The 25,421-nt window shown below is 72.5% G+C and carries 22 protein-coding genes; 14 read left to right on the forward strand and 8 right to left on the reverse strand.

What is annotated here, in order from left to right:
• Positions 1 to 134 precede the first annotated feature (134 nt).
• Entirely contained in the window at positions 135 to 899 is a 765-nt protein-coding gene (locus tag ACFXAZ_RS06205; RefSeq protein ID WP_384585815.1) for an IclR family transcriptional regulator, read from the reverse strand.
• A gap of 162 nt (positions 900 to 1,061) precedes the next feature.
• Here ACFXAZ_RS06205 and ACFXAZ_RS06210 point away from each other — a divergent pair, with 162 nt between their 5' ends.
• From ACFXAZ_RS06210 to ACFXAZ_RS06270, 13 genes are all read left to right on the forward strand, one after another.
• On the forward strand, positions 1,062 to 2,549 hold the full coding sequence (locus ACFXAZ_RS06210) for a M81 family metallopeptidase (RefSeq protein WP_384585817.1): 1,488 nt from the start codon (positions 1,062 to 1,064) through the stop codon (positions 2,547 to 2,549).
• Between the two features lie 151 nt (positions 2,550 to 2,700).
• Positions 2,701 to 3,948, forward strand: coding sequence for a sugar ABC transporter substrate-binding protein (locus ACFXAZ_RS06215; protein ID WP_384585819.1), 1,248 nt, complete (start codon positions 2,701 to 2,703; stop codon positions 3,946 to 3,948).
• A 215-nt stretch (positions 3,949 to 4,163) separates the two neighbouring features.
• Complete coding sequence (locus tag ACFXAZ_RS06220) at positions 4,164 to 6,023, forward strand: ATP-binding cassette domain-containing protein (RefSeq protein ID WP_384585821.1); 1,860 nt, start codon at positions 4,164 to 4,166, stop codon at positions 6,021 to 6,023.
• Between the two features lie 2 nt (positions 6,024 to 6,025).
• Complete coding sequence (locus ACFXAZ_RS06225; RefSeq protein WP_384585823.1) at positions 6,026 to 6,796, forward strand: SDR family NAD(P)-dependent oxidoreductase; 771 nt, start codon at positions 6,026 to 6,028, stop codon at positions 6,794 to 6,796.
• A gap of 163 nt (positions 6,797 to 6,959) precedes the next feature.
• Entirely contained in the window at positions 6,960 to 8,240 is a 1,281-nt protein-coding gene (locus tag ACFXAZ_RS06230; RefSeq protein WP_384585825.1) for an aspartate aminotransferase family protein, read from the forward strand.
• Between the two features lie 55 nt (positions 8,241 to 8,295).
• Positions 8,296 to 9,504, forward strand: coding sequence for an enolase C-terminal domain-like protein (locus ACFXAZ_RS06235; RefSeq protein WP_384585827.1), 1,209 nt, complete (start codon positions 8,296 to 8,298; stop codon positions 9,502 to 9,504).
• Between the two features lies 1 nt (position 9,505).
• The gene (locus ACFXAZ_RS06240; protein ID WP_384585829.1) at positions 9,506 to 10,363 is read left to right on the forward strand and encodes an SDR family NAD(P)-dependent oxidoreductase; all 858 of its coding nucleotides are present in this window, start codon (positions 9,506 to 9,508) and stop codon (positions 10,361 to 10,363) included.
• A gap of 89 nt (positions 10,364 to 10,452) precedes the next feature.
• Complete coding sequence (locus ACFXAZ_RS06245; RefSeq protein ID WP_384585833.1) at positions 10,453 to 12,987, forward strand: M81 family metallopeptidase; 2,535 nt, start codon at positions 10,453 to 10,455, stop codon at positions 12,985 to 12,987.
• Between the two features lies 1 nt (position 12,988).
• Positions 12,989 to 13,951, forward strand: coding sequence for an SMP-30/gluconolactonase/LRE family protein (locus tag ACFXAZ_RS06250; protein ID WP_384585835.1), 963 nt, complete (start codon positions 12,989 to 12,991; stop codon positions 13,949 to 13,951).
• Complete coding sequence (locus ACFXAZ_RS06255) at positions 13,939 to 14,964, forward strand: zinc-binding dehydrogenase (RefSeq protein WP_384585837.1); 1,026 nt, start codon at positions 13,939 to 13,941, stop codon at positions 14,962 to 14,964. Before ACFXAZ_RS06250 ends, ACFXAZ_RS06255 begins: the two co-directional genes overlap by 13 nt.
• Before the next feature lie 46 nt (positions 14,965 to 15,010).
• Positions 15,011 to 16,132 carry a zinc-binding dehydrogenase gene (locus ACFXAZ_RS06260; protein ID WP_384585839.1) on the forward strand — a complete coding sequence of 374 codons (1,122 nt, stop codon included), beginning with the start codon at positions 15,011 to 15,013 and terminating at the stop codon, positions 16,130 to 16,132.
• The gene (locus ACFXAZ_RS06265; RefSeq protein ID WP_384585841.1) at positions 16,129 to 17,145 is read left to right on the forward strand and encodes an alcohol dehydrogenase catalytic domain-containing protein; all 1,017 of its coding nucleotides are present in this window, start codon (positions 16,129 to 16,131) and stop codon (positions 17,143 to 17,145) included. Before ACFXAZ_RS06260 ends, ACFXAZ_RS06265 begins: the two co-directional genes overlap by 4 nt.
• Positions 17,142 to 17,888 carry an SDR family NAD(P)-dependent oxidoreductase gene (locus ACFXAZ_RS06270; RefSeq protein ID WP_384585843.1) on the forward strand — a complete coding sequence of 249 codons (747 nt, stop codon included), beginning with the start codon at positions 17,142 to 17,144 and terminating at the stop codon, positions 17,886 to 17,888. The genes ACFXAZ_RS06265 and ACFXAZ_RS06270 overlap by 4 nt, the downstream gene beginning before the upstream one ends.
• A 182-nt stretch (positions 17,889 to 18,070) precedes the next feature.
• Here the strand turns inward: ACFXAZ_RS06270 and ACFXAZ_RS06275 are convergent, their stop codons facing one another.
• The 3 genes from ACFXAZ_RS06275 to ACFXAZ_RS06285 all read right to left on the reverse strand — a co-directional run bounded on the left by ACFXAZ_RS06275 (position 18,071) and on the right by ACFXAZ_RS06285 (position 19,747).
• The gene (locus tag ACFXAZ_RS06275; RefSeq protein ID WP_384585845.1) at positions 18,071 to 18,559 is read right to left on the reverse strand and encodes a beta-class carbonic anhydrase; all 489 of its coding nucleotides are present in this window, start codon (positions 18,557 to 18,559) and stop codon (positions 18,071 to 18,073) included.
• 183 nt (positions 18,560 to 18,742) lie between these two features.
• Positions 18,743 to 18,958 (reverse strand): hypothetical protein, encoded by a 216-nt coding sequence (locus ACFXAZ_RS06280; protein WP_384585847.1) that lies wholly within the window; start codon positions 18,956 to 18,958, stop codon positions 18,743 to 18,745.
• Positions 18,959 to 19,438: 480 nt separating this feature from the next.
• A complete protein-coding gene (locus ACFXAZ_RS06285) occupies positions 19,439 to 19,747 on the reverse strand; it encodes a hypothetical protein (RefSeq protein WP_384585849.1) in 309 nt (102 codons plus the stop codon).
• 429 nt (positions 19,748 to 20,176) lie between these two features.
• Here ACFXAZ_RS06285 and ACFXAZ_RS06290 point away from each other — a divergent pair, with 429 nt between their 5' ends.
• A complete protein-coding gene (locus ACFXAZ_RS06290; RefSeq protein ID WP_384585851.1) occupies positions 20,177 to 21,025 on the forward strand; it encodes an alpha/beta fold hydrolase in 849 nt (282 codons plus the stop codon).
• Positions 21,026 to 21,153: 128 nt separating this feature from the next.
• On the opposite strand, the gene ACFXAZ_RS06295 is transcribed toward ACFXAZ_RS06290, so the two are convergent.
• The 4 genes from ACFXAZ_RS06295 to ACFXAZ_RS06310 form a co-directional block, all read right to left on the reverse strand.
• Positions 21,154 to 21,621, reverse strand: a complete 468-nt coding sequence (locus ACFXAZ_RS06295; RefSeq protein WP_384585853.1) for a VOC family protein — start codon at positions 21,619 to 21,621, stop codon at positions 21,154 to 21,156.
• A 74-nt stretch (positions 21,622 to 21,695) separates the two neighbouring features.
• Positions 21,696 to 23,099: an amidohydrolase family protein gene (locus ACFXAZ_RS06300; RefSeq protein ID WP_384585855.1), complete on the reverse strand. Its 1,404-nt coding sequence runs from the start codon at positions 23,097 to 23,099 to the stop codon at positions 21,696 to 21,698.
• Positions 23,096 to 24,202 carry a class I SAM-dependent methyltransferase gene (locus ACFXAZ_RS06305; RefSeq protein ID WP_384585857.1) on the reverse strand — a complete coding sequence of 369 codons (1,107 nt, stop codon included), beginning with the start codon at positions 24,200 to 24,202 and terminating at the stop codon, positions 23,096 to 23,098. Before ACFXAZ_RS06305 ends, ACFXAZ_RS06300 begins: the two co-directional genes overlap by 4 nt.
• Positions 24,199 to 25,248 carry a zinc-binding dehydrogenase gene (locus tag ACFXAZ_RS06310; protein WP_384585859.1) on the reverse strand — a complete coding sequence of 350 codons (1,050 nt, stop codon included), beginning with the start codon at positions 25,246 to 25,248 and terminating at the stop codon, positions 24,199 to 24,201. Before ACFXAZ_RS06310 ends, ACFXAZ_RS06305 begins: the two co-directional genes overlap by 4 nt.
• Positions 25,249 to 25,421 lie beyond the last annotated feature (173 nt).

Consider the following 25,421-nt stretch of genomic DNA (forward strand, 5'->3'; position numbering starts at 1 on the left):
GGGGGGGGGCCTGTTGTGCTTATTGTGCAGGGGGGGCGGGTGGTCTTGGGGGTGCGCTCTCTGGGGGGGGGGGGGGGGCCCCCCCCATTGTTCGCCGCGGGGGCGGGTGCCCTGGGGGGGGCCCGGTGCCCGGGTCACCGGATCAGTTCACCGAGGTCCGCCGCGGCGCCCGCGACCCGGCGGCCCACCCGCTGGAGGGTCTCCGCCCGCATCCGGGTGGTGGGGGCGGAGACGCTGAGCGCCGCCACCGGCTTCGCCGAGCCGTCCAGGATCGCGGTGGCGACACAGCGCGAGCCGAGTTCGTTCTCCTCGTCGTCGACCGCGTACCCCATCTCCCGCACGCCCTCCAACTGGCTCAGCAGGGCGGGCACCTCGGTCAGGGTGTGGGACGTCATCGCCGTCAGGTCCGCCCCCTCCAGCCGCTTCCTGGCCTCCTCCACCGGCAGGGCGGCCAGGATCGCCTTGCCCAGCGCCGTGGAGTGCACACAGTCGCGCAGCGCGATCTGCACGGTCGAGCGGAGCCGGTGGGTGCTCTCGATGGTGTCCAGATAGACGATCTGCCCATGGCTGAGGACGCCGAGGTTGACCGTCTCGCCCAGTTCCTCGTTGAGGGTCTCCATCACGGGCCGGGCGACACGCACCAGATCGCTCGAACTGCGGGCCGCGCGGCTCAGGCCGTGCAGGGCGGGTCCCAGCATGTACTCGCGCTGCTCCTCGTCGCGGACGACATAGCCGCTCAGGTCGAGCGTCTTGAGGATCCGGTAGGCGGCGGGTTTGGTCACCCCCGCGTGCTCGCTGATGTGCGCGGCCGTACAAGGGGCGTCCACCGCGAGGCAGTTGAGGATGTCGAGGGCCTTGAGGAGGACAGCCACCTCGTCGGTCCGTCGTTCGCGCGCCATAGCGCTTCGCTCCTTTCCGCGCACGCCGCCGGTTCGCGGCCGTGGCGAGAGGTGGGGGAGGGGCACCAGGTCCGTGGAGCACAGACCGAGCGGTATTCCGGCAGTCGGACTCTCGTTCCGGCTACCGTACACACGAGGGACACACGACGGAAGGGGACCCGGATGCTCAGGATCGGTGTCGGCGGGATCTGGCAGGAGACGAACACCTTCGTGCCGCGCGCCACGACGCTGCGCGACTTCGAGAACTACCTCCTCGCGGAAGGCCCGGCGCTGCTCGACGCGGTCCGCGGCACCGGGACCGAACTCGGCGGCGCCGTCGCCTTCGCCGAGCAGAACGGCGTGCAGCCGGTCCCGCTGTGCTTCGGCGCCGCGCTCCCCTCGGGGGTCGTGGACGGCAGGGCGTTCGCGACGATGCTGCGCGCCCTGGTGGGACGGGCCCGGGGCGCCGGCCCCCTGGACGGTGTGGTCCTCGCCCTGCACGGCGCGATGGTGGTCGAGGGCTGCCCCGACCCCGAGCTGCGCGTCGTCACCGCGCTGCGCGACGCGATCGGCGACGTGCCCGTGGCCGTCACCCTCGACTACCACGCCAACGTCGGGCCCGACCTGCCCCGCGCCGCCGACTTCCTCGTGGGCTACCGGACGTACCCGCACGTCGACATGGCCGAGCGCGGCGCCGAGGCGGTGGAACTGCTGGTGCGGCGGATCGGACGGCCGTACCGCACCCCGTACGCGTTCCGGAAGCTGCCGCTGCTGACGGTCCCGCTCGCCCAGGAGGGCGCGGCCGAACCCATGCGGTCCCTGCTGCGGGCCGTCGGCGACCTCACCCGAAGACCCGGCGTGTGGACGGCGAGCGCGCTCCCCGGATTCGCCTACGGGGAGGGGGACCGGCTCGGCTTCGGCGTCTACGTGTCCGCAGTCCACGGGGCCCACGGGCACGCCGCCGACCTCGCCGAACAGATCTGGTCCCAGCGCGAGAACTTCACCTGCGACCTGGTGGACGCCGACGCGGCGGCCCGCGCCACGGCGAGCGGGCCCGGCCCCGTCGTTCTGGTCGACGTGGCCGACAACGTCGGCGGCGGATCACCCGGAGACGGCACCGCGATCCTGCACGCCCTCGCGGCGGCGGGCGCGCAGGGCTCGGTGTCGGTGCTGTGGGACCCCGTGGCGGTGGCGGCGGCCGAGCGGACGGACGGCGATCTGGTGGCGCTCCCCGTGGGCGGGCGCAGCGATCCGTCCATGGGCACGCCCTTCCCGCTGTCGGGTCCGGCCCGCCGGCTGGGCCGGGTCGGCTACACCCGCACGGGGAGCTACATGCGGGGCCAGCGCGTCGACATGGGCCGTGTCGTCGTGGTCGACGCCGCGATCGGGACCGTCGTCCTCACCCAACACCGGGTGGTGCCCTTCGACGACGACCATCTGCGGGTCCTCGGGGTGGAGCCGCGCGCGGCCCGGTCCCTCGTCGCCAAGGGCGCCATCGCCTGGAAGGCGGCCTTCGGCGGCTACGCCGCGCGCACCCTCCAGGTACGGACACCGGGCTACTGCCCGGCCGCCCTGGACCAACTCCGCTACCGGCACCGCCCCACGCCCCTGTTCCCGCTGGAGCGCGACCCCGCCTGGGAGGCGGCCGTGGCGGCCGGTCTGCGGGGGTGAGGGGCGACTCCCCCTGTGTACCCCCACCATCGTTGCTACCCCCACACCGCATATTTCGGCCATGTCCGATCTATTGACACCCCCCTACCCCCTTCCTACGGTGTCCGCAACGCAAAAACCCAATCCGCATTGCGGAATCAGGGGGTGTCGAGTGTCTGTACTTCACTACCGGCGGAGCAGATCGGAGCGCCGCTACCGGCGCAGCGGATCGCAACATCACCACCGGCGAGGCGGATCGGGCCGACGGCCCCGCGCGCCGCGCTCCCTCGCCTTCCTGGCCGGGTCCCTCGCCGCCGGGATGCTGCTCACCGCGTGCGGTGGGTCCACGGACTCCGGGTCCGCCGGCTCGGGCGACGGCGAGGGGGACATCGGGCCGGGCATCGCCGCGCCGAAGGACCTCAAGCCGTTCGAGTTCGGCCGGCCGGCCGGGGAGAAGCCCGACCTGCCCAAGCGGATCGCGTGGGCGAACACCTCGGACGCGGAGTTCTTCCTCCAGATCACCAACTCCATCGAACTCGCCGCCAAGGAACGCGGCCTGGAATTCGTGACCGCCATCGCCAATGATGACTCCGCCAAGAACATCGAGCAGATAGAAACGTTTCTGCAACGCGGTGTGGGCGCCCTCTGCATCCAGCCGCTCGACGCCAACGCCCAGGCCCCGCTCATGCAGCGGGCCATCGAGTCGGGGGCCGCGGTGATGTCACTGGTGACCCCGCCGAGCACCGTGCAGGCCGTCGCCGACCAGTACAAGGTGGGGCAGGCCCAGGGGCTCGCCGCCGCCAAGTACATCACCGAGGAACTCGACGGCAAGGCCAAGGTCGTCTACTTCAACAACGACACCATCGAGGTCCTCAAGGCCCGGCACCAGGGCGTCCTCGACGGGCTCAGGACCGCGGGCGCCGGAGTCGAGATCGTCGCCGACGTCCAGCCCCCGGCCATCACCCAGGAGGGCGGCTTCAAGGCCCTGAGCACCGTCCTCCAGAAGGAGCCGGACATCGACGTCGTCCTCGGCGGCGACACGCATGTCCTCGGCGCGCTCTCCGCGCTGGAGTCGGCCAAGGCCGTCAAGCCGCACATGTACCTGTCCGGCATCGACGGCGACGAGCAGGCCCTCGCCGAGGTCGGCGAGAAGGGCATCTACCGGGCCAGCTTCGCCTTCGCCTACCCGCTGATGGGCTACGCGTGGGCCCAGTTCGCCGCCGACTGGCTCGAAGGCAAGCCCGTCCCCCAGGTCATGCAGTTCAACGCGATCGAACTGAACTCGCCCGAGACGATCGCCGCGTACAAGGCCGACATGAAGGACGTCGCCACGACCTGGAAGAACGCCGAGACCTACTTCACCCTGCTCGGGTCCGTCGACTACGAGCACCGCGACCAGTACATCAACGACGCGGCCTGAGGGCCCGGCCGGGCCTCGGACGGACCACGGGACGTTCGCGACCCGGCCTTGAGGGTCCGCCACTGAAGGTCCATCCTCGTGGATCCGCCCTCGTGGATCCGCCCTCGTGGATCCGCCCTCGAAGGTCCGCCCTCGAAGAGGCCCGGCCCCGCCCCTCCACACTCCGGCACGAGTTCCGGACCACCGCGGCACCCGCCGAGAACGGGGTTTCCACCGTGAGGTTCAACCGTCCGTCGCGCACCTATCTGGTGCCCGGGGAGCCGAGCAGACGTATCGGGCTCGCGCTCCTGTGCATCGGGCTCATCGCGTACTTCGGTGTCAGCTTCGACAACTTCTTCGCCGTGTCCAACGGCCTGACCATCTCACTGAACGTCTCCGCCATCGCCATCGCGGGCGTCGGCGCCATGTTCCTGCTGATCTCCGGGAACGTCGACCTGTCCATCGGCGGCCAGTACGCCCTGATCTCCGTGGTGACCGCGCAGGTCGCCGCGGACACCGGCGGCGTCGTGCTCCCGGTGGCGGCCGGGCTGGCCATGGGACTCGTCCTCGGCCTGGTCAACGGGGTCCTCGTCCGGGTCATGCGGATATCCCCGCTCATCGTGACCCTGGGCACCATGGCGGTGTTCAAGGGCTGCGCCTACCTCGTCGGCGAGGGCCGGTCGGTCTTCGGGTTCTCCGACGCGTTCATCGAGCTGGGCCGGGGCCGCCCCGCCGGTATCCCCGTCCCGGTCATCGTCGCGGTCGTCGTCCTCGTGCTCGGCGGCCTGTGGCTGCTGCGCACCCCGGCGGGCCTGCGGCTGTACGCCATCGGCGGCAACGTCCACGCGGCCCGGCTGACCGGCGTCCCCGTGGACCGCACCGTCATCAAGCTGTATGTCTTCAACGGGCTGCTGATGGGGATCGTCGCCGTCCTCACCACCGCCCGCCTCGGCAGCGGCACCCCGCAGATCGGCACCCAGTTCGAACTCGACGTCCTGACCGCCGTCATCCTCGGCGGTGTCGGGTTCGCCGGGGGCAGCGGCCACCCCGCCGGGGTGTTCGTCGGCGTGGCGACCATCGGCGTACTCGGCTCCGGGCTGATCTTCGCCGGGCTTGAGGACTGGTGGCAGCAGATCACCAAGGGTGCCGTGCTGCTGCTCGCCCTCGGCGCCGACCAGCTCGCCACCCACCGCCGGGACCACGCCGTACGCACGGAGACACCGGCCGAAGCCCGTGACCCGGCACGTGCCGACGCCGCCGACGAGTACGACACCGGCCTCGAACGGGTCCGCGAACCCGGCCGTACGGTCCTGGAGTGCCATGGTCTGTCCCGGCGCTTCGGGTCGGTGTTCGCCCTGCGCGACGGCTCGTTCTCCGTGCGCGCCGGGGAGGTCGTCTGTCTCGTCGGCGACAACGGCGCGGGCAAGTCCACGCTGGTGAAACTGATCTGCGGGGTGCACCGCCCCGACGGCGGCCGGCTCACCTTCGACGGCGAACCGGTGCGCTTCAACACCCCGCTCGACGCCCGCCGCAGCGGCATCGAGACCGTGCACCAGGATCTCGCGGTCTGCCCCAACCTGGGCGTCGCCCACAATCTGATCCTCGGCGACGAACCCCGCCGCCGCTACCTCCCGGTCCGGGACGACGCGGAGGCCGTCCGCAGGACCCGCACCCGCCTCGCGTCCCTCGGCATCGAACTGCCCGACCTCAACCGCTCCGTCGGCCGCCTCTCCGGCGGACAGCGGCAGTCGGTGTCCATCGCCCGTGCCATGCGCGAGGACGTGAAACTCGTCATCCTCGACGAACCGACGGCCGCGCTCGGCGTCACCCAGACCCGCAATGTGCTGCGGATCGTCCGCCAGGCCGCCGAGAACGGCGCCGGTGTCATCCTCATCAGCCACGACATCCGTACCGTCTTCGCCGTCGCCGACCGCGTCGTCGTCCTGCGCCTCGGCACGGTCGTCCACGACGGCGACGTCGCCGACATCACCCACTCGAAGCTGCTGCACCTGATGGCCGGCCTCGACCAGGACACCCCCGCCGCCACCCCTGCCGACAGCCCGCCACAACCCGCGTCCACCAGCGGAGGGAAGTGACCATGCACCCACCGGACTTCGACCTCACCGGCCGCCGCGCCCTGGTGACCGGCGGCGGCGACGGACTCGGCCGCCAGCTGACCGAGGCACTCGTCGACGCGGGCGCCACGGTCACCATCTGCGGACGGCGCCCCGGGCCACTGGAACGGACGGCCGCGGAACTCGACCCCGGCACCGTCACCGCGATCCGCGCCGACGTCACCGACCCCGCCGACGTGGACGCCCTGGTCGCCGCCGCCGGGCCCGTCGACATCCTGGTCAACAACGCCGGACTCGCCCACCGCGCCCCCTGGCCCGAGGTCACCGAGCAGGACTGGCGGCAGATCATGACCCTCAACGTCGAGGCCCCCTTCCGGCTCTGCCAGAAACTCGTCCCCGGCATGGCCGACCGGGGCTGGGGCCGCGTCGTCAACGTCGCCTCGGTGTACGGGCTCGTCGCCGGGGACGCCTCCCGCTATCCCGGCGTCGGACTGGACATCGCCTCCTACTTCGCCAGCAAGCACGGCCTGATCGGGCTGACGAAATTCCTCGCCGCCCAGCTCGGACCCACCGGGGTGACCGTCAACGCGCTGTGCCCCGGCATGTTCCCCAGCCCCGCCAACGACGACGCCCTCAGCGACGAGGTGTCCGCCGCGCTCAGCGCGGGCACCCCGGTCGGCCGCCTCGGCACCGACCGCGAACTCCGCAGCGCGCTGCTGTTCCTCACCGCCCCGGCGTCGTCCTTCGTCACCGGCCAGAGCGTCGTCGTCGACGGCGGCTGGACCCTGTGGTGACCCCGTGACCGCCGCCTTCCCCGGCCCACCCGGGACCGGCACACCACCCGGGACCGGCACACCGCCGGCGAGCGGCATCCCGTCCGGGACCGTCACCTCATCCCCGACCGGCCCCCCGACCGGCCCCGCCACCCCACCCCCGCCCCACCGACAGGAGTTCCCCATGCGGTTCGACGTGTCGAGGCAGCGGATCCGCGACGGCAGCCGCTATGTCGCCGGAGGCGTCAACAGCGCCTTCCGGGCCGGCATCCGGCCCACCCCCCTGGTGTTCGAGTCCGCCCACGGCGCCCGGCTCGTCGACGCCGACGGCAACCACCTGCTGGACTACGTCCTCGGCATGGGCCCCATGCTGCTCGGCCACAGCCCCGCCCCGGTCCTGGCGGCGGCCCGCGCACAACTCGGCCGCAGCGTCCTGGTCGCCGGACAGACCTCGCTGGAGTACGAGGCGGCCCGGCTGGTCACCGAACTGGTCCCCGCCGCCGGACGCGTCCGCTTCTCCTCCACCGGGAGCGAGGCCGTGCAGTCCGCGCTGCGGCTGGCCCGCGCCGCCACCGGACGCCGTGTCGTCGTCAAGTTCGAGGGCCACTACCACGGCTGGTTCGACAACGTGCTGTGGAGCGTCGCCCCCGACCCCGCCGCGGCGGGCCCCGCGAACGCCCCCGTCCCGGTACCGGGCTCCGCGGGCCAGCTCCCCGCCCAGGACATCGCCGTACTCCCCTGGAACGACACCGACGCGGTACGGGCCCGGCTGGCCCCCGGCGACGTGGCCGCCGTGATCATGGAACCGGTCATGTTCAACAACGGCGGCGTCCCGCCCCGCGCCGGATACCTGGCAGCGGTCCGCGACCTGTGCGCCGCCAGCGGCACCCTGCTGATCTTCGACGAGGTCATCACCGGCTTCCGGGTCTCGCCCGGCGGAGCCCAGGCCCGCCTCGGGGTGCTCCCCGACCTGACCGTCCTCGGCAAGGCCCTCGGCAACGGCTTCCCCGTCGCCGCCCTCGCCGGACCCGCCGACCTCATGGAACTGATCGGCGACCGGCGGGTCCTGCACGGCGGCACCTACAACACCCAGTCCGTCGCCATGGCCGCCACCACCGCCGTACTGCGCGAGATCGCCACCGGCGAGCCGCACACCCGCATCGCGCGGACCGGCGCCCGCCTGATCAGCGGCCTGGAGAAGGCGTTCGGCGACGCCGGGGTGTCCGCCCAGGTGGCCGGCTACCCGGCCGTCTTCCACGTGCGGTTCACCGACGGCCCGCCACCGCAGGACTACCGCTCCGCGCGGGCGCTCGACAACACCCGGTACACCGAGTTCGCCCACCGGCTCCTCGAACGCGGTGTGCGCGTCCTGCCGCGCGGCACCTGGTTCGTCTCGTCCGCGCACACCGACGACGACATCGACACCACCCTCGACGCCGTCACCCACGCCCTCACCCGGATCTGACCCGCGACCCGTGACCCGTGACCGTGACCCGTGACCTCGTGAAGGAGCCGTTCCCATGAAGATCGTCAACATCCGGGCGACACCCGTCACCGTGCCGCTCAAACGCCCCCTGCGCTGGTCGTTCGGGGTGGAGACCAGCACCACCCGGACCATCGTCGAACTGGAGACGGACGAAGGGCTCATCGGTGTGGGCGAGACCCGTGGCGGCGACGAGGTGGTCCGTGCCCTCGCCCTGCACCGCGAGCTGTTCATGGGCACCGACCCCTTCGAGGTGTCCCGGATCGCCCGCCGCTTCGCCGTCTTCCGGATGACCAGCGAGCAACTCGCCCTCGTCGGCGCCGCCAAACTGGCCGGTGCCGCCGTGGAGATGGCCTGCTGGGACCTGATCGGCAAGGCCCTCGGCAAACGCTGCGGAGACCTGTGGGGCGGCATCGAGACCGAGCGGGTCGAATTCGCCGCCTATGTCTTCTACCGCTACGCGAGCGCCACCGACATCGGCGACGGCGACCGCCCGGAGAACGCCGCCGACCACGCCGAGGAACTCTTCGACACCCACGGGTTCCGCGACATCAAGTTCAAGAACGGGGTCCTCACCCCCGAGGAGGAGATCCGCTCGGTCCGGCTGATGCGGGAGCGCCTCGGCGGACGGCTGCGCTATCTGCGGATCGACCCCAACGCCGTGTGGTCGGTGCAGACCAGCGTCCGCGTCCTGAACGAATTGGAGGAGTACGGGCTGGAGTTCTGCGAGGACCCCACCTGGGGCCTGGAGGGCATGTCCCTGGTGCGGGAGCGCACACCCGTCGCGCTCGCCACCAACATGGCCTGTGTCACCTTCGAGCAGATTCCGCTGTCGGTACGGCTGCGCGCTGTCGACGTGATCCTCGGCGACGTCCACTTCTGGGGCGGACCCAGTGCCGTACTGCACCTGGCGAAGGTGTGCGAGACCTTCAACATCGGACTCAGTCTGCACAGCGACCGGGAACTGGGGATCTCCACGGCCGCCGTACTGCATCTGGCCGCGTCGGAGACCATGGTCGGCCATACCATCGACACCCACCTGCTCGAACAGGCCGACGACATCATCACCGAGCCGTTCACCTTCCACGAGGGGCGCGTGCGGGTGCCCAGCGGTCCCGGTCTCGGCGTCACCATCGACCGCGACAAGCTGCGCTTCTACGCCGAGCACCACCAGCGGGTGGGGGAGAGCAGCGAGTTCAAGGACACGGCCCGGGCGGGCTTCCGCGCCCGGTTCCCGAAGTACTGACATGACGGGAACAGCGGATGCGGCGAGCACCCCGGGCACCCCGGGTGTCCCGCTCACCCCAGGCACCCCAGGCACCCCGGGTACCCCGCTCACCCCGGGCGCCGCGGGCGTGGCCCTCGTCACCGGCGCGGCCGGGCTCATCGGCCGTGACGTGGCGACCCGGCTGGCACAGGACGGCTACGCGGTCGCCGTGAACTGCCCGCCGGGCCCGGGGCACGAGACGGCCGCCGCGGCGGTCGTCGCGGACATCACCGCCCGGGGCGGCCGGGCCGTGGTGGTGCCCGGCGATGTCTCCGACCCCGAGCAGACCACGGCGATGGCGGCCCGCACCCGCGCCGAACTCGGCCCCGTGACCTCCCTCGTCTGCAACGCGGCCGTGTCCGTGGCCGCCCGCCGGGACTGGCGCGCGCACTCGGCCGCCGACTGGGCCGAGGTGCTCGCCGTCAATGTCACCGGCGCCTACCTGTGCGCACGGGCCGTCCACCCGGACCTGGTCGCCTCCGGACGCGGGTCCGTCGTCGTGATGGCGTCGGTGACCCCGCTGCTCGGCCGCACCGGCAATCTGCCTTACGTCACCTCCAAGGCCGCCCTCATCGGCCTCACCCGCGCCCTGGCCCGCGAGGTGGGCCCCGAGGGCGTACGGGTCAACGCCCTCGCCCCCGGCGCCATCCGGGGCGAGGCCGAGGCGGTGTACGGCGACCCCGGCGAACTGGAGCGCACGATGGCCGCCCTCCAGTCGCTGCCCCGCAGGGGCGAGGCGTCCGACGTGGCCTCCGCCACGGCCTGGCTCCTGGGCCCCGGATCCGGATTCGTGACCGGACAACTCCTCGTGGTCGACGGCGGATGGGTGATGCACTGATGACCGGAACAGCAGGCACACCATGTACGCCAGGCACACCACGTACGCCAGGCACACCATGTACGCCACGTACACGAAACGCGCCACGCGTGGCCGTAGCCGCCCTCATCCAGGAGACCAACACCTTCTCCCCGGCCGCCACCACCCTCGCCGACTTCCAGGCGCACGGCCTCTGGCTCGGCGCACCGGCCGCCGACCTCTCGCACGGCACCAACACCGAGATCGCCGGAGCCGTCGAGACCCTCACCGAGGCGGGCGCCGAGCCGGTCCCGATCGTCCGCGCCTGGGCGATGTCCGGCGGCACCCTCGACGCCGACGCCTTCGAAACCCTCCGCGCCCTCCTCATCGACGGACTGCGCGCCGCAGCCCCCCTCGACGGCCTCGTCCTGTGCCTGCACGGCGCCCTGGCCGCCGCCCACGAACCGGCGGCCGACGCCGCTCTCACCGAGGCCGCCAGATCCGTACTCGGCCCCGCCACCCCCCTGATCGTCACCCACGACCTGCACGCCAACGTCACCCCCCGCATCGTCGCCGCCGCGACCGCCCTCGTGGGCTTCCGGACCTACCCCCACATCGACCAGGCCGACACCGGCCGACGCGGCGCGAACCTCCTCCTGCGCGCCCTGCGCGACCGCCGGTCGGCGCCGCACACCGTCCTGGCCAAGCGCCCGCTGCTCCTCCCCGCCGAGTCCCAGGCCCTGGCCGACCCGCCGATGGCCCGGCTGCGCCGGCTGGCCGACGCCGCCACGACCGGCGACATCCTCGACGTCTCCCTGTTCCCGGTACAGCCCTGGCTCGACGTCCCCGAACTCGGCTTCGGCGTGACCGTGACCACCACCGGCGACCGCGACACCGCCACCCGCCTCGCCGACGAGCTGGCCCAGGCCGCCTGGACGGACCGTGCCGCCTTCGACGTGGCACTGCACGACCTGACCACCACGGTCGGCGGCCTCAAGCGCCGCGACGGCACCGGCCCCGGCCCCGTGCTGCTCGTCCAGTCCGCCGACTCCCCGACGGCCGGGGCCACGGCCGACAGCGCCGCCGTCATAGGCGCCCTCCTCGACCACGGCCAGGAACTCACCAGCCTCGCCACCGTCGTCGACCCCCCGGCCGTCGCCGCCTGCTTCGCCGCGGGCCCCGGCGGCGCCGTACGCACCACCCTCGGCGCCACCCTCGACAGCCGCTGGTCCGACCCCGTCCCCGTGCGCGGCCACGTCGTACGCCTCGGCACCAGCCCGGTCGTCCTCACCGGCGACTCGATGACCGGCCAGCGGATCTCGATGGGCCGCTGGGCCGTCCTGGACACCGGACGAGGCCCGGTCATCCTCGTCACCGAACGCCCGGCCCCCACCTTCGACCCGGCCGCCTACCGCCACGCGGGCCTCGAACCACGCGACGCCGACGCGGTCGTGGTCAGGTCGGCCACGATGTACCGGGCCGGGTTCCACGGCCAGTACGCCACGGCGTACGTCCTGGACCTCCCCGGCGCGAGCACCCCCCGGTTCGCCTACCTCGACTACCACCACGCCCCGCGCCCCCTGCACCCGCTCGACCCGGCGGCGCCCCCACCGACCGCCCTCTTCGTCGAGGACAACCGGGTGCCCGTCTACTACGCGGGCGGCACCCGCATCACCGAGTTCCGCACGGGCGACGACAGCGCGGGAGTCGGTGACGAGGACGGCGGCCCCGAGGACTGGGTGGGCTCGGTGACCGCACTCCCCACCGGCCTGCTGCCCCCCGGAGCGTCCCCCGACACCGGCGTGTCGATGACCGCCAAGGGCTCCCTGCGCGACCTCATCACCGCCGACCCCACCGGCTGGCTCGGCGACCGCCTTGCGCGCGCGTTCGACGGCCACACCGGCCTGCTCGTCAAACTCCTCGACGCGGGGGAGCGCCTCCCCGTCCACTGCCACCCCACCCGGGAGTTCGCCCGCGCCCACCTCCACAGCCCGTTCGGCAAGACGGAAGGCTGGATCGTGCTGCGCGCCGACCCGGACGCCAAGGTCTGGCTCGGCATGCGCGAGCGGGTCGCCCCCGCCGACCTCCGCCACTGGATCACCGAGGGAGACCTCCCCTCGATGCTCGCGGCCATGAACGAACTCCCCGTCCACCCCGGCCAAGTCATCCACGTACCCGCCGGACTGCCCCACGCCATAGGACCCGGCGTCACGGTGATCGAACTCCAGGAACCCACCTCCTTCTCCGTCCTCGCCGACCACCACGCCTTCGGCCTCGACGAGGACACCGCCACCCTCGGCCTCGGCTGGGACACGGCCCTGTCCTGCTTCGACCTCAGCGCCCACGGCACCCGCCTCGACGCCCTGCTGCCCCCGCCCCGCCCCGTCCCCGGCACCGCTCCCGGCGGACGCCTCACCACCCTCTTCCCTCCCGGCGCCGACCCGTACTTCCGCGCCTGGCTGGCCGAGTGCGACGGCGAGTTCACCCTGCCCGCGACCGGTTTCGCCGTCCTGGTGGTCACGGCCGGGACCGGCATCCTCAGCTGGCCCGACGGCCCCGAACTGCCGGTACGACGCGGCAGCACCCTCGTCGTCCCCGCCGCCGCGGGACCGATGACCGTACGCGGCGCCCTCACCGTCGTCGTCTGCCTCCCGCCGGAGGTGTGACATGGACTTGGCGTCCCTGCCCCGCCTCGACGCTCCCGTCATCCGCGAGATCGAGTGCCGCGCCGCACTCGCGGAGAGCCCGCTGTGGCTCCCCGGGCCGGGCCTCCTGCTGTGGGTGGACGCGCTGGCGGGCACCCTGTACGTCCTTGACGACAGCTCAGGTCCGTGGCGCGTCCACCGCCTCGCCGAAGGGGACGCGGCGAGTGCGGTGGCCGCCGACACCCAGGGCGGCATCCTGCTCACCGCCGGAACCCAGGTGACCCGGCTGGACCTCGAAGAGATCACCCGCCCCACCCTCCACGCCACCCTCCCCGCCGACCCGCCCGGCGTGCGCTTCAACGACGCCAAGGTGGGCCCCGACGGCCGCCTGTGGGCCGGTACGGTCCGCCCCGGCACCGACGCGGGCGGCGCCCTGTGGACGATCGACGCGGACGGCAGGGCCGAACGGCACCTCACCGGAGTCACCCACGGCAACGGCCTGGCCTGGAACCCGGCCGGAAACCGCCTCTACTTCGTCGACAGTGGCCCCCGGACCCTCACCCGCTTCGGCTACGACACCGACCTCGGCCTCACCGGTCCGGGCCAGACGTTGCTGCGCCTGCCCCCGGAAGCCGGTGTCCCCGACGGGCTGGCCACCGACGCCGAGGGCGGGCTGTGGCTCGCGGTGTGGGGAGCGGGCCGCGTCCTGCGCCTCACCCCGGACGGCGAGCCCATCGCCCGGATCGACCTGCCCGCACGCCATGTCACCTCCTGCGCGTTCACCGGCGTGCGACGGGACCTGCTGGCCGTCACCACGGCGGCCGACGACGACCGCCCCGGCGGCTCCGTCCACCTCCTCGACGTGGGTGTGACGGGCATGCCGGTGCCGGCCTTCGGCACCCCGCCCACCGGCCCGCACCCCGCACCACACCCCGCACCACCCCCCGCCCGACACGACGTCAGGGAGCCGCGATGGGAGCACTGATGCGCCAGGTCTGGATCACCGGACCGGGCTCGGTCGAGGTCCGGACGGTGCCCGTGCCCGCCCCCGGCCCCGGCGAGGCCCTGGTCCGGACGGCCTTCGCCGGGATCTGCGGTTCCGACCTGCACACCCTCACCCGGGGACACCCCTGGCTGCCCTACCCGGTCGCGCCGGGACACGAGGCATCGGGCCAGGTCGTGGCCCTCGGCGACGGAGCCCACCGCTTCGCCCCCGGCGACGACGTCTACCTGCGCCCCGTACTGGCCTGCGGAACCTGTGCCCCCTGCCGCCGGGCCCGCCCCAACCTCTGCACCGACCTGATCGGCGTCGGATCACACCTTCCGGGCCTCATGGCCGACTTCGCGGTCGTCCCCGAAGCCGCCCTCGCCCGTGTCCCCGCCGGGGTCGGCCTCGCTCAGGCCGCCCTGATCGAACCCCTGGCGACGGCCGTGCACGCCCTCGCACGGGCCGGTGACACGCGGGGCGCTGCGGTGCAGGTGACCGGCGGCGGAGCCATCGGCCAGTGCGTGCTGCTCGCCCTGATGGCGGCGGGCGTGGGCCCGGTGGCCGTGGTCGAGCCCGTCGCGGCCAAACGGGCGCTCGCGTCGGCGCTGGGGGCCGCCCGCGCGATCGACCCCGCGAGCCGCGAGGCCCGGGAGCGGGTGCGTACGGCCCTCGGCGGACGCCCCGACGTGGTGTTCGACTGCGTGGGTTCCGCCATGACGATCAGGTCGGGCGTGGCGGAGGTGGCGCGCGGCGGTTCGGTCGTGGTCGTCGGAGTCGGCCACGGCGAGGTCGCGGTGCCGATCGAGACGGTCCAGGACCACGAGGTGACGGTGACCGGCTCCGCGATGTACACGCCGGACGATCTCGACCGCGCGGCGGAACTCGTCGCCGAGGGCGTACCGGTGGCCCGACTGATCACCTCGGTACGCCCCCTCGCCGACGCCGCCGAGGCGATGGCCGCCGCGGCCACGGGCACCGAGACAAAGATCCACCTGGCGGGCCGGACATGACCCGCACCACCCTCCTCTCCCTCTCTCACCTCCGGCGGAGGCACACATGCTGATCCCCACCCCCGTCTTCTTCGGCGCGGGCGAGCCCCACCGCATGGTCGACCTGGAGGTGGCCGAGCCGCGCACGGGCGAGGTCCGGGTCCGAATGGCCGCCTCGGGCGTCTGCCACAGCTGTCTGTACGCCATGGACGGCGAACACGCCGCGATCCCCGTCCCGATCGTGCTGGGCGACGAGGGCGCCGGTGTGGTGGAGTCCGTCGGCCCCGGTGTCACCTCCGTGTCCGAGGGAGACCACGTCGTCGTCTCCTGGGCCCCCGGCTGCGGCACCTGCCGCCCTTGCCGCAGGGGCGCCCCCGCGATCTGCCGCCGCCCATCGCCGTTCGGCCGGATGCGCGACGGCACCACCCGCCTCTCCGCCGCCGGTCAGGAGGTGTTCCACTACGGTCCCGCCACCAACGCGCCACTGACCGTCCTGGAGGAACGCGCCGTGGTGCCGGTCCACCCCGCCATGCCGCTCGACCTCGCCGCGCTGATCGGCTGCGCGGTGGCGACGGGCATCGGTGCCGTCCGCACCACGGCGGCCGTCCGGGTCGGTGACGCGGTCGCCGTGCTCGGCTGCGGCGGGGTGGGCGCGAGCGCCGTACATGGCGCCCAACTGGCGGGAGCCCACCCCGTGATCGCCGTCGATGTCGTACCCGCCAAGTTCGAGGCCCTGCGCGCACTGGGCGCCACGCACTGTGTCGACGCGCGCTCCGACGACGTGGTGGGTCAGATCCTGGACCTCACCGACGGCGGGGTGGACCACGCCTTCGTGACCACGAGCGCCGCCCCGGCGTTCGACACGGCCCTGCGCGTCCTGGCACCGCGCGGGACCGCCATCCTGGTCGCGGGCTACCCCGACGGCGCGCGCGTGACGTTCGACCCCGGCCACCTGCTCAACGGCGAGCGCCGCATCGTCGCCTCGAAGTACGGCTCGTCCAACCCGCCGGTCGACTTCCCCGACCTGGTGGACCTCCACCTCGCGGGCCGGCTGAAGCTGGCGGAGATGGTCGCGCGCCGCTGGCGCCCCGACCAGATGGACGAGGCGTACGACGCACTGCGCTCCGGCGCGGCAGGGCGCGGCCTGATCGTCTTCGACCCGCCCCCGGCCGACGAGCGGGGGCGGTGAGGGTGCGTGCCGTGGTGGCCTCGGCGCCGGGGCGGCAGTCGGTGGAGCACATCCCCGACCCCGAACCGGCCGCGAGCGAGGTGGTGATCGAGGTACGGGCGTGCGGCATCTGCGGCACCGACCTCCACCTTCTGTCGGGCGGACTCGGCGACGACCGGTTCCCGCTGGTACCGGGCCATGAGTCCTGGGGCGAGATTGTCGCCGTCGGCACCGGCGTCCACGACCACCGCGTGGGCGACCTGGTGGCCGTGGACCCCTCGCTGCACTGCGGCCGATGCGGGCGCTGCCTGCGCGGACAGGGCAACATGTGCGAGGACTGGGGCGCGATCGGCGCCACCCGACCGGGCGCCTGGGCCGAGTACGTCGCCGTCCCCGAGGCCAACTGCCACCGCCTCGACGCGTCCTTCCCCCGGGAGGCCGCCGCCCTGCTCGAACCCGTGGCCTGCGCGGTACGCGGCCTCGACCGGCTGCGCCCGCGCGCCGACGAACCGGCCGTGGTGTGCGGGGCCGGCACGATGGGCCTGATCCTCGCGCTGCTGCTGGACGCCAGGGGCGTGGGCCCGGTCACCGTCGTCGACCCCCACCCGGCCCGCCGGGAACTGGCCGCCCGGCTGACCGACGCCACCGCCCGTCACCCCGACGAGGTGACGGGACTCCGGGTGCCCTGGGTCGTGGAGGCGACGGGGCACCCCTCCGGCTTCACCCAGGCACTCGACCTGGTGGACCGGGCCGGCCATCTCCTCGTCTTCGGAGTGGCCCCGCCCGCCGCACGCGTCGAGGTGTCGCCGTACCGCGTCTACGCCGACGAGTTGACCATCGTCGGCTCGATGGCGATCCTGCACAGCTTCCCCGCCGCCGTCGACACGGTCCGCAGACACGCGGCCCGGCTCACCCCGCTGGTCACCGCCACCTTCGACCTGGCGGACATCGGCACCGCCCTGGACGGGGTGCGGGCCGGGACGACCGTCAAGACGCTGATCGTGCCGGGCGCATCGCGGGGGGCGAGGCGGTGACCGGCAGGCGCGTCCTGGTGACCGGGGCCCGCCGGGGGATCGGCGCCGCCCTCGCCGTGGGCCTGGCCCGCCCCGGTACGGCCGTGGTGCTGCACCACCTCGACGCCGCGCGCGAGATCGCCGACGTGGCCGCCGGTTGCCGTGACCTCGGTGCGGCGGTCGAGATCCTGGAGGCCGACCTGGGCGACGCGCGCGAGATCGCCCGCCTCGCCTCGGCCGCGGGCCCCGTCGACGTGCTGGTGAACAACGCGGCCCGCGCCTCCCAATCGGCGCTCGACGACCTGAGCGACGAGGAGTGGGCGTCCACCCTCGCCGTGAACCTCACCGCGCCCGTCCTGCTGGCCCGTGCCCTGGTCCCGGGCATGCGCGCACGCGGCTGGGGACGCATCGTCAACATCACCTCGGCGACGGTACGTCTCGGCGGCCCGTCCGGCCCCGCCTACGTGGCCGGCAAGAGCGGCCTGGTCGGCCTGACCCGCGCTCTCGCGCGCTCCCTGGGCCCAGCGGGCATCACCGTCAACGCCCTGTCACCCGGCGCGGTCCGCACCGAGAGCGAACGGGAACTCGCCACCGCCCACCAGCCCCAGCACGACCTGGACGCGGACATCCTGCGCCGCCAGGCACTGCCCCGCCGACTCACCCCCGACGACATGGTCGGCTGCCTGCGCTTCCTGGTGTCCGAGGGCGCGGCGGGGGTGACGGGGCAGGTGATCGAGGTGGGGGGCGGGTTGGTCCATCGATAGGCGGGCCGCCGCCGCGCCAGCCCGCCGCCGCGTGAGCCCGCCCGCGCGTGAGCCCGCCCGCGCGTGAGCCCGCAGCGGCCCGATCAGCCCGATTGGCGCGACCGACCCGACCAACCCGACCGACGAGGAACCGTCGGCCGGGCGCGAGGTCTCCGAGGCGCCTCATCGCAGCTCACTGCGCCTCACTGCACCTCCGTCAGCTGCCCCGTCTCCACGGCGAAGACGAAACCGCGGATGTGCCGCTTGTGCGGTACGAAGGGGTCGGCCTTGATACGCCGGATGGACTGCCGGACATCCGTCTCCAGGTCGGCGAAGGCCTCCGGTGCCCAGAGCGGGCGGATTCCGGTCTCGTCCTCGATCTCGCGTTTGAAGTCGTCGTCCTTGAAGGTCTGCATACCGCAGTCCGTGTGGTGGATGAGCATGATCCTCCGGGTGCCCAGGAGGCGCTGGCTGATGACCAGTGACCGGATCGCGTCCTCCGTCACCGCGCCGCCCGCATTGCGGATGATGTGGGCGTCTCCCTCCTTCAGGCCCAGCATCGAGAAGATGTCCAGCCGGGCATCCATGCAGGCGAGGACGGCCAGTTCGCGTGCCGGAGGGAGTGCGAGCCGACCGCCGAAGGAAGCGGCGTACACCTCATTGTTGACGAGTGATTCATCGATAACCGACATTATTTCCTCCCGTTTTTCCGGTATGGAGAGGGGCTGCTGGATGCAGCGAATGCTCACTTCTCCAAAGCCAGAGGGAATGTACCGAGTCGGAATTCGAACAGGAAAGTCCGTGGAATGAAATGGATGCCGATCCGGCCAGGTCCGGACCAGTAGTTCTGCCCGGAGGGCAACCAGGCTCATGTCCTAGTCGCAGATTTCGACGGTTCCGACATAGACGAGTTTCTTCCGCAGGACATAGCCGGTCGCGCTGCCGGAAATGACCTCGTCGACGGTGCCGTAGTAGCGATCGTCGACAGGGGCCGGATAGCTCGCGGGCTCCAGCCGGAAGAACAGGGTGCCCGAGGCCACGTCCCCGACGCGATTGCCCCCGGCGTCCCAGATCTGCCCCTTGTTGTTCACCCGGTACTGCTTCCGCAGCGGACAGGTCCGGGTCGGAGACGGAGTGGGTGTGGGCGTGGAGGTGGGTGTGGGTGTGGGACGTGCGGGGGGTGGGCTGGACGCCGGAGGGGGGCTCGGGGCGGGCGCGGGTGCTGGTGGCAGGGCCCGCGGTGGAGACGAGGTACTCGGCGTGGGGTTCCGGGTGGGCGTCGGAGCGGGGCTCGGCCGGACGCTCGATGTCGTGGTCGGGGCCGGTGAGGGCGCCCCGGGCACGGGCGGGACCGGCTGAGCGGGTTCCGAAGTGTCGGGGCCGCCGAAGACGACGACCGTGACCGCCGCGAGCGCGACGACCAACGCCCGCCGCGCCGCGGGCCGCATCGGAACGCGCGAGAAATGATTGTGCTGGATGGCGTTGTCCCCGATGAGGACGCCGTCACCGCGAACGGAGGGCTGTTTTCCCTCCCCGCCGCCGCCGCCGGCGGAGGGGTTCTTCGTCACCGGTCAGTGGAAGTTGTTGGTCTGGATGATGTGGTCGCCGCATGCGACGCCTCTGGACCCGGTCACGACCACGCCGTACTTGCCCGCCCGGACACCGCGATCAGGTTCAGTCACCGGCTCGCCTCCCTCGCCCGCGTCCGTGACGGATTCCTCCTCACCGGCGGCCGTGGCGGCCCGCCTGCGGGACACCAGGGACATCAGCCTGTTCCAGGCGCTCCGCGCGACCCGCTGGCCCGTCTCCGTCAGCCCGCCCGTGAGCCCGCCCACCAACCCCGCGGCCAAGGCCCCCGCGACCAGTTCCATCGCAGCCACCGTTCCCCCTTCATCGCGCTTCATCGACCCGGCAGCGCGCGGACCGAAGAGACTTCATCACGGCCCAGTGTGTCCAGGAATCCCACCAGCCCCGCCGGGCGACGCCCCCGGTACGGCATTGACCTCGCAGGACGTCGCACCGTTTTCGCTCGCATGGGTGACGTCGGGGATACGACGGCCCGGACACGGGCGGATTCAGGCTTCGGGCCGGTGGGCGTGCCTGGTCGGACGGGCCGGATGAGGGCTGGATACGGGTGCGCACGACGGTGGGCAGCGGGCCGCCGAATCCGAGCCCGCCCGTGTGTGAAGAAATGTGCCGGTGACCGATGAGTCCGCGGCCTCCACGAGGTCTACATGATCGACAGACCAGGAACAGCCTCATCAGGAACAGCCTCATCCGGAGAGAGCATGACCACTGACTCGACAGACTTGACCGATACCACTCGCACGACAGACACGCCCGAGACCGGTGCCGTCGGTTCGCTCAAGGTGCCGGGCGCGCTTCTGCACTACGAGGTGCGCGGCGAAGGCCCGCTCGTCGTGCTGGTCGGCGCCCCGATGGACGCCGCCGCCTTCGCCCCGCTGGCCGAGCTGCTCGCCACCGATCACACGGTGCTCACCACCGACCCGCGTGGCATCCACCGCAGCACGCTGGACGACCCCGAGCAGGACTCGACGCCGTCTCTGCGCGCCGACGACCTGGCCCGGCTGATCGCCCACGTCGACGCGGGTCCTGCCGTCGTCCTGGGTTCCAGCGGCGGCGCCGTCACCGCGCTGGCCCTTGCCCAGGCCCACCCGGATCAGGTGCGTACCGTCGTCGCCCACGAGCCGCCGCTGACCGAGCTGCTGGAGGACCGCGAGCAGCTACGCGCCGGGACCGAGGACCTGGTGGCCACCTACCTCGACGGCGATGTGACGGGAGCCTGGAAGAAATTCTTCGCGCAGGCCGCCATCGCGATTCCCGAGCCCGCGCTCGAAGAGATGTTCGGCGGGGAGCGCGATCCGCGGCAGGTGGCGGACGAGCGCCGCTGGTTCGCCCACGAGATGCGCGGCTCCACTTTCTGGCAGCCGGACACGACCGCCCTGCGTACCGGGGCCACCCGCGTCGTGGTGGGCATCGGCGACGACTCCACCGGCCAGCTCTGCGACCGGACCTCCCGGGCGCTCGCTCAGACACTGGGCACCGAGCCGACGATGTTCCCCGGCGGCCACACCGGATTCGTGGAGACCCCCGACTCCTTCGCCACCCGCCTGCGCGCGGTCATCCGCGCGGACTGACCCCTACCCGGGGGAACACCTGCGGAGGGCGGCCTGGGCCACTACGGGGATCAGGCCGCCCTCGCCGCCACAGACGCTCGACCGACCCGGTCACCCCGGTCACCCCGGTCGGCCGCGTCTCGGGCCGCTCAGCCCCACAGCTCCTGGATGGTCGAGAACACCTTCTGGTTGTGCGAGAACTCGATCGTGTTGCCGTCGGGGTCGTTGACGGCGCAGATGTACCCGATGTGGGCGGCCATCTCCACCGGCTCCCACCGCAGGTTCCCCATCTCGCGCGCCTTGGCCGCGACCGCGTCGACGTCCTCGCGGTTGGGCAGCTCGATGCCGATGTGCGCGAACGGCGCCAGCGTCGGGATCTTCTCGCCCGGCTCGATGCCGAAGCGCGCCCCGACCTCGGGGATGAACTCGGCCAGGACGAGGACGAACGCCGAGTCGACCTGCCCCTTGTTCGACAGCCAGGCACCGCGCCCGTTGCTGTCCACGTTCTTGGTGACCAGCACCAAGGGCGTGAGGCTCGTGTAGAACTCGATGGATCGGTCCAGGTCGCTGACCGGGACGGCGACGTGGGTCCAGCGGGGTTCGGTCAGTTCAGCCATGGTTCTGCTCTCCTCGTTCGTTTCACTTCATTCATGGGGTTCGTTCGGCCCAACCGTGACCTGCGGCCATGTGGTCAGACGGTGGGCCACTTGGCCCGGTTGGGCAGGCCGGAGCGGGCCACGATGCCCTCGCCGGCGGTCTGGGCGCGGCGCAGCAGGTCGTCCTCGTCGATCGTCGTGCAGCGGTAGTTGTCGACGACGCGCCGTCCGTCGACGAACACCGTGTGCACGCCGCGCCCGTCCGCCGACCACACGAGCTGGTTGGCGACGTTGTGCAGGGGCCGCCACTCCGGCCGGTTCGTGTCGTGCAGGACCAGGTCGGCCTTCTTGCCCGTCTCGATCGAGCCGATCTCGTGCTCGGCCTGAAGCCCACGGGCACCGTTGCGGGTGGCCATCGCGAACGCGTCCTCGGCCGGGAAGATCGTCGCGTCGCGGCGGGCGTCCTTGAACAGCCCGGCGACCAGGTAGGTCGCGCGCATCAGATCGTGGTAGTTCGAGGCGTTGTTGCCGTCGGTGCCGATCGCCACGTTCACGCCCGCGGCCACCATCTCGGGGAACTTGCCGATCTGGGTCACGCCGTAGGACACCTTGAGCGCCGTGGTCGGGCAGTGCGACACACTCGTCCCGGTCCTGGCGAGCCGCGCCACCTCGTCGTCGTCCACGTGGACGGCATGGGTCAGGATCACGTTGTCGCCGAGCACACCCAGCTCGTCGAGGTGCACCATGGGCCGCTGCCCGTACGACGCGAGGAAGCCCTCGGGGTCCATCGCGGCCGGGGACATATGGAAGCTGAACCCGCTGCCGTACTCGATCGAGAGGTTCTTCGCGGCCTGCCACAGTTCGTCGCTGCAACAGGTGTGGCCGATGATGATCGGCCAGGCCTGGATGCGGCCGTCGGCCACCGAGGCGTACTTGCCCATGGTGTCCTTCAGGCGCGCGATGGCCTGCGCGGTCGACATGCGCAGGGTCTCCGGCTCGGGCACGAGGTCCCACGCCCACGGTCCGACACGGGCGCGGATGCCGATCTCGGTGAGGGCCTCCACGACCGGGTCGATGAACCGGATCGTGCCCGCTTCCAGGAACGCGGTCGTGCCGCTCTTGAGCATCTCCAGCGCCGCGAGCTGGGCCGAGATGTGCTCGTCCTCCTCGGTGTAGTGGGTGTGGATCGGTGTGAGCCACTCGAAGACGTTCTCCAGGAACGGGGTGTCGTCCGGGACGAAGCCGCGGGTGAGTGGTTCCCCGGTGATGTGCACATGTGTGTTGATCAGGCCGGGGGTGACGACGAACCGCTCACCGGAGATGACGGTGTCGCTGTGCCACTCGGCGGTCACGTCGGCGGTCTTGCCGACGGCCACGATCAGGTCGTCCCGGATGGCGACCGCGCCGTCGCTGATCACGCGGCGGGAGTCGTCCATCGTCACGACGAGGGTGTTGACGATCAAGGTGTCGGCGGGCGCCGTGGCATTCGGGGAATTCACGAGGTGGCCTCCGAGGTGCGGGAGCGGATCAGTCGGACATGCTGGCGGGGCACCGGCTCGAACGAGTCGGTCAACTCGGCTCCGGCCGCCTCGGCCCACGCGCGCAGGTCCGCGACCGTGACACCGAGCCCGGCCGTTGCGGCCAGCATCGTCAGGGACAGCAGCAGTTCATGGCGCGCGGCGCGGCAGACGCCATCACGGTCGTCGCCGTCGGTGTCGTGTCCGGTGCGGGCCGGGTCGGGACGCGGATAGTCGACGACCACGACGACCCCGTCCGCGCCGACCAGCTCGACCGCGCGGGCGAGCAGTCGCCGGGCCCGCTCGGCCGGCTCGGCCCGCAGCACATGTGCCAGCACGACGACATCGGCCGAGGTGACCGGGAGCGCGGCCTCCAGGTAGTCGCCGGGAACGGCGATCACCCGCTCACGCAGGCCCGCGTCCGTGGCCGCGCGCTCGGCGATCGGCAGCACGTTCGGCAGGTCGACCGCGATCACCGTGCCCTTCGGCCGGGTGCGCAGCAGCGAGGTCAGCCAGGCCCCCGAGCCGCAGCCGAGGTCGACGACCACCGGCTGCTCCGGCCACAGCCCGCGCCGCTCCAGCTCGGCGGCGACAGCCGTGGCCACAGCCGCCTGGGTCGGGCCGGTCGCCCGCACGAGCGCCGGGTACAGCTCGGTCAGGTCGGCGGTCACGGTCGGCTCGGGTGCGCCGCTGCGGATGGTGTCGGCGAGGCCCGGCCAGGCCCCCGGCGGCCCGGGGGAATGGTGGACGAGGGCGGCCATCGAGGCCGGTGCCGTCGACACCAGGTAGCGCTCGGCCACGGGCGTGAGCCGGAAACGGTCCTCGTCGGCGGCGAGCAGGCCGAGCGATACGAGGGTCTCGGCCAGGACGGTCACCGGCCCGGGCCCGTCGGCGCCGATCGCTGCGGCCAGCCGTACGGCGTCCAGTCCGCCCCCGTCGGCGCGCTCGGCGTCCTCCGCATCCTCCGCGAGGGCGTCGAACAGACCGAGGTCGAGCGCGGCCGAGAGCGCCCAGTAGGACGTGAAGCCGTTGATCACGTCCCACACCGGCGCCGGGCCGACCGGGGTGGTGGTCGCCGTGCTCATGGACGCAGCACGATCTTGCCGGTGGCCTGCCGTGACTCCATCCGGGCCTGTGCCGCCGCGGCCTCGGCCAGCGGGAACTCGCTGTCGATCGGCGTGCGGAACGGCGACGCCCAGTAGGCGTCGAGCATCGCGGCGAACTCGCGGCGGTCGTACGGGTCCGAGCCGAGCAGTTGCAGGCCGAAGTGGTAGGCGTAGACCAGGTCGAATTCGGCCCGGTTGCCGGTCGTGTTGCCGAAGAACACCAGCCGCCCGCGCGCCGCGAGGCTGTAGATGCCGGTGTTCCAGGTGGCCGGGCCGACGTGGTCGAGTACGAGGTCGGCGCCCCGCCCACCGGTCACCTCGCGCACGGTTTTGACGACGTCGCCGGTGGTGGAGTTGACCACGACGTCGGCGCCCAGACCGCGTGCGTAGTCGACCTTGGCGTCCGAGCTGACCGTGGTGATCACCCGGGCGCCGGCGGCCTTGGCCAGCTGGATCAGGGCGGTGCTGACGCCGCTGCCGGCCGCGTGGATCAGCACGGTCTCGCCGAGGCGGACCTTGCCGATCTCGATGAGCGCGTGCCAGGCCGTCATCCAGATCGTCGGTACGACGGCCGCTTCGACCAGGTCGACCTCGTCCGGCACCCGGTGCACATTGGCCGCCGGGACGAGCACGTACTCGGCGTAGCCGCCGGCCAGGGTGGCACCTATGACACCCGCGCTCGGGCACCTGCCGTCGGCTCCGTTGACGCAGCTCTCGCAGCGATCACACGGCACGGCCGGATTCACGACGACCCGCGTGCCCTCGGCGAACGCGGTGCCGCCCTCCCGTCCGGCGCCCGCGGGGCCGACCGCCGCGACGGTACCGGCGATGTCCATGCCGGCCACGTGCGGCAGGGCGAAGCCGGGGATCAGCCCGGGTCCGCGCCGCTGGAGGACGTCGAGGTGATTGAGACCGCAGGCGGCGACGCGGACGAGGACTTCGTCCGGTCCCGGCTCGGGGATCGGGACGTCGGCCACCTGGAGTACATCCCGGTCACCGTGCGTTCGATGGAGTACAACCTTCATTGCGAGAGACCTCCACTGGCTGTGGGACTTCGGTCACCGGCCAGTTCGATGCACACCTGGTCGGCATGCAACGGTCTCCGTGGAGCGCCGCGAGGACGCTCCCCCCGATCGATTTGTTGCCCATCGACCGGATCGGCCCGAACGTATTGCCGCCCGTCGACGGCTGTCAATGC

The organism is Streptomyces sp. NPDC059477 (genome assembly GCF_042749375.1).
Taxonomy (GTDB): domain Bacteria; phylum Actinomycetota; class Actinomycetes; order Streptomycetales; family Streptomycetaceae; genus Streptomyces.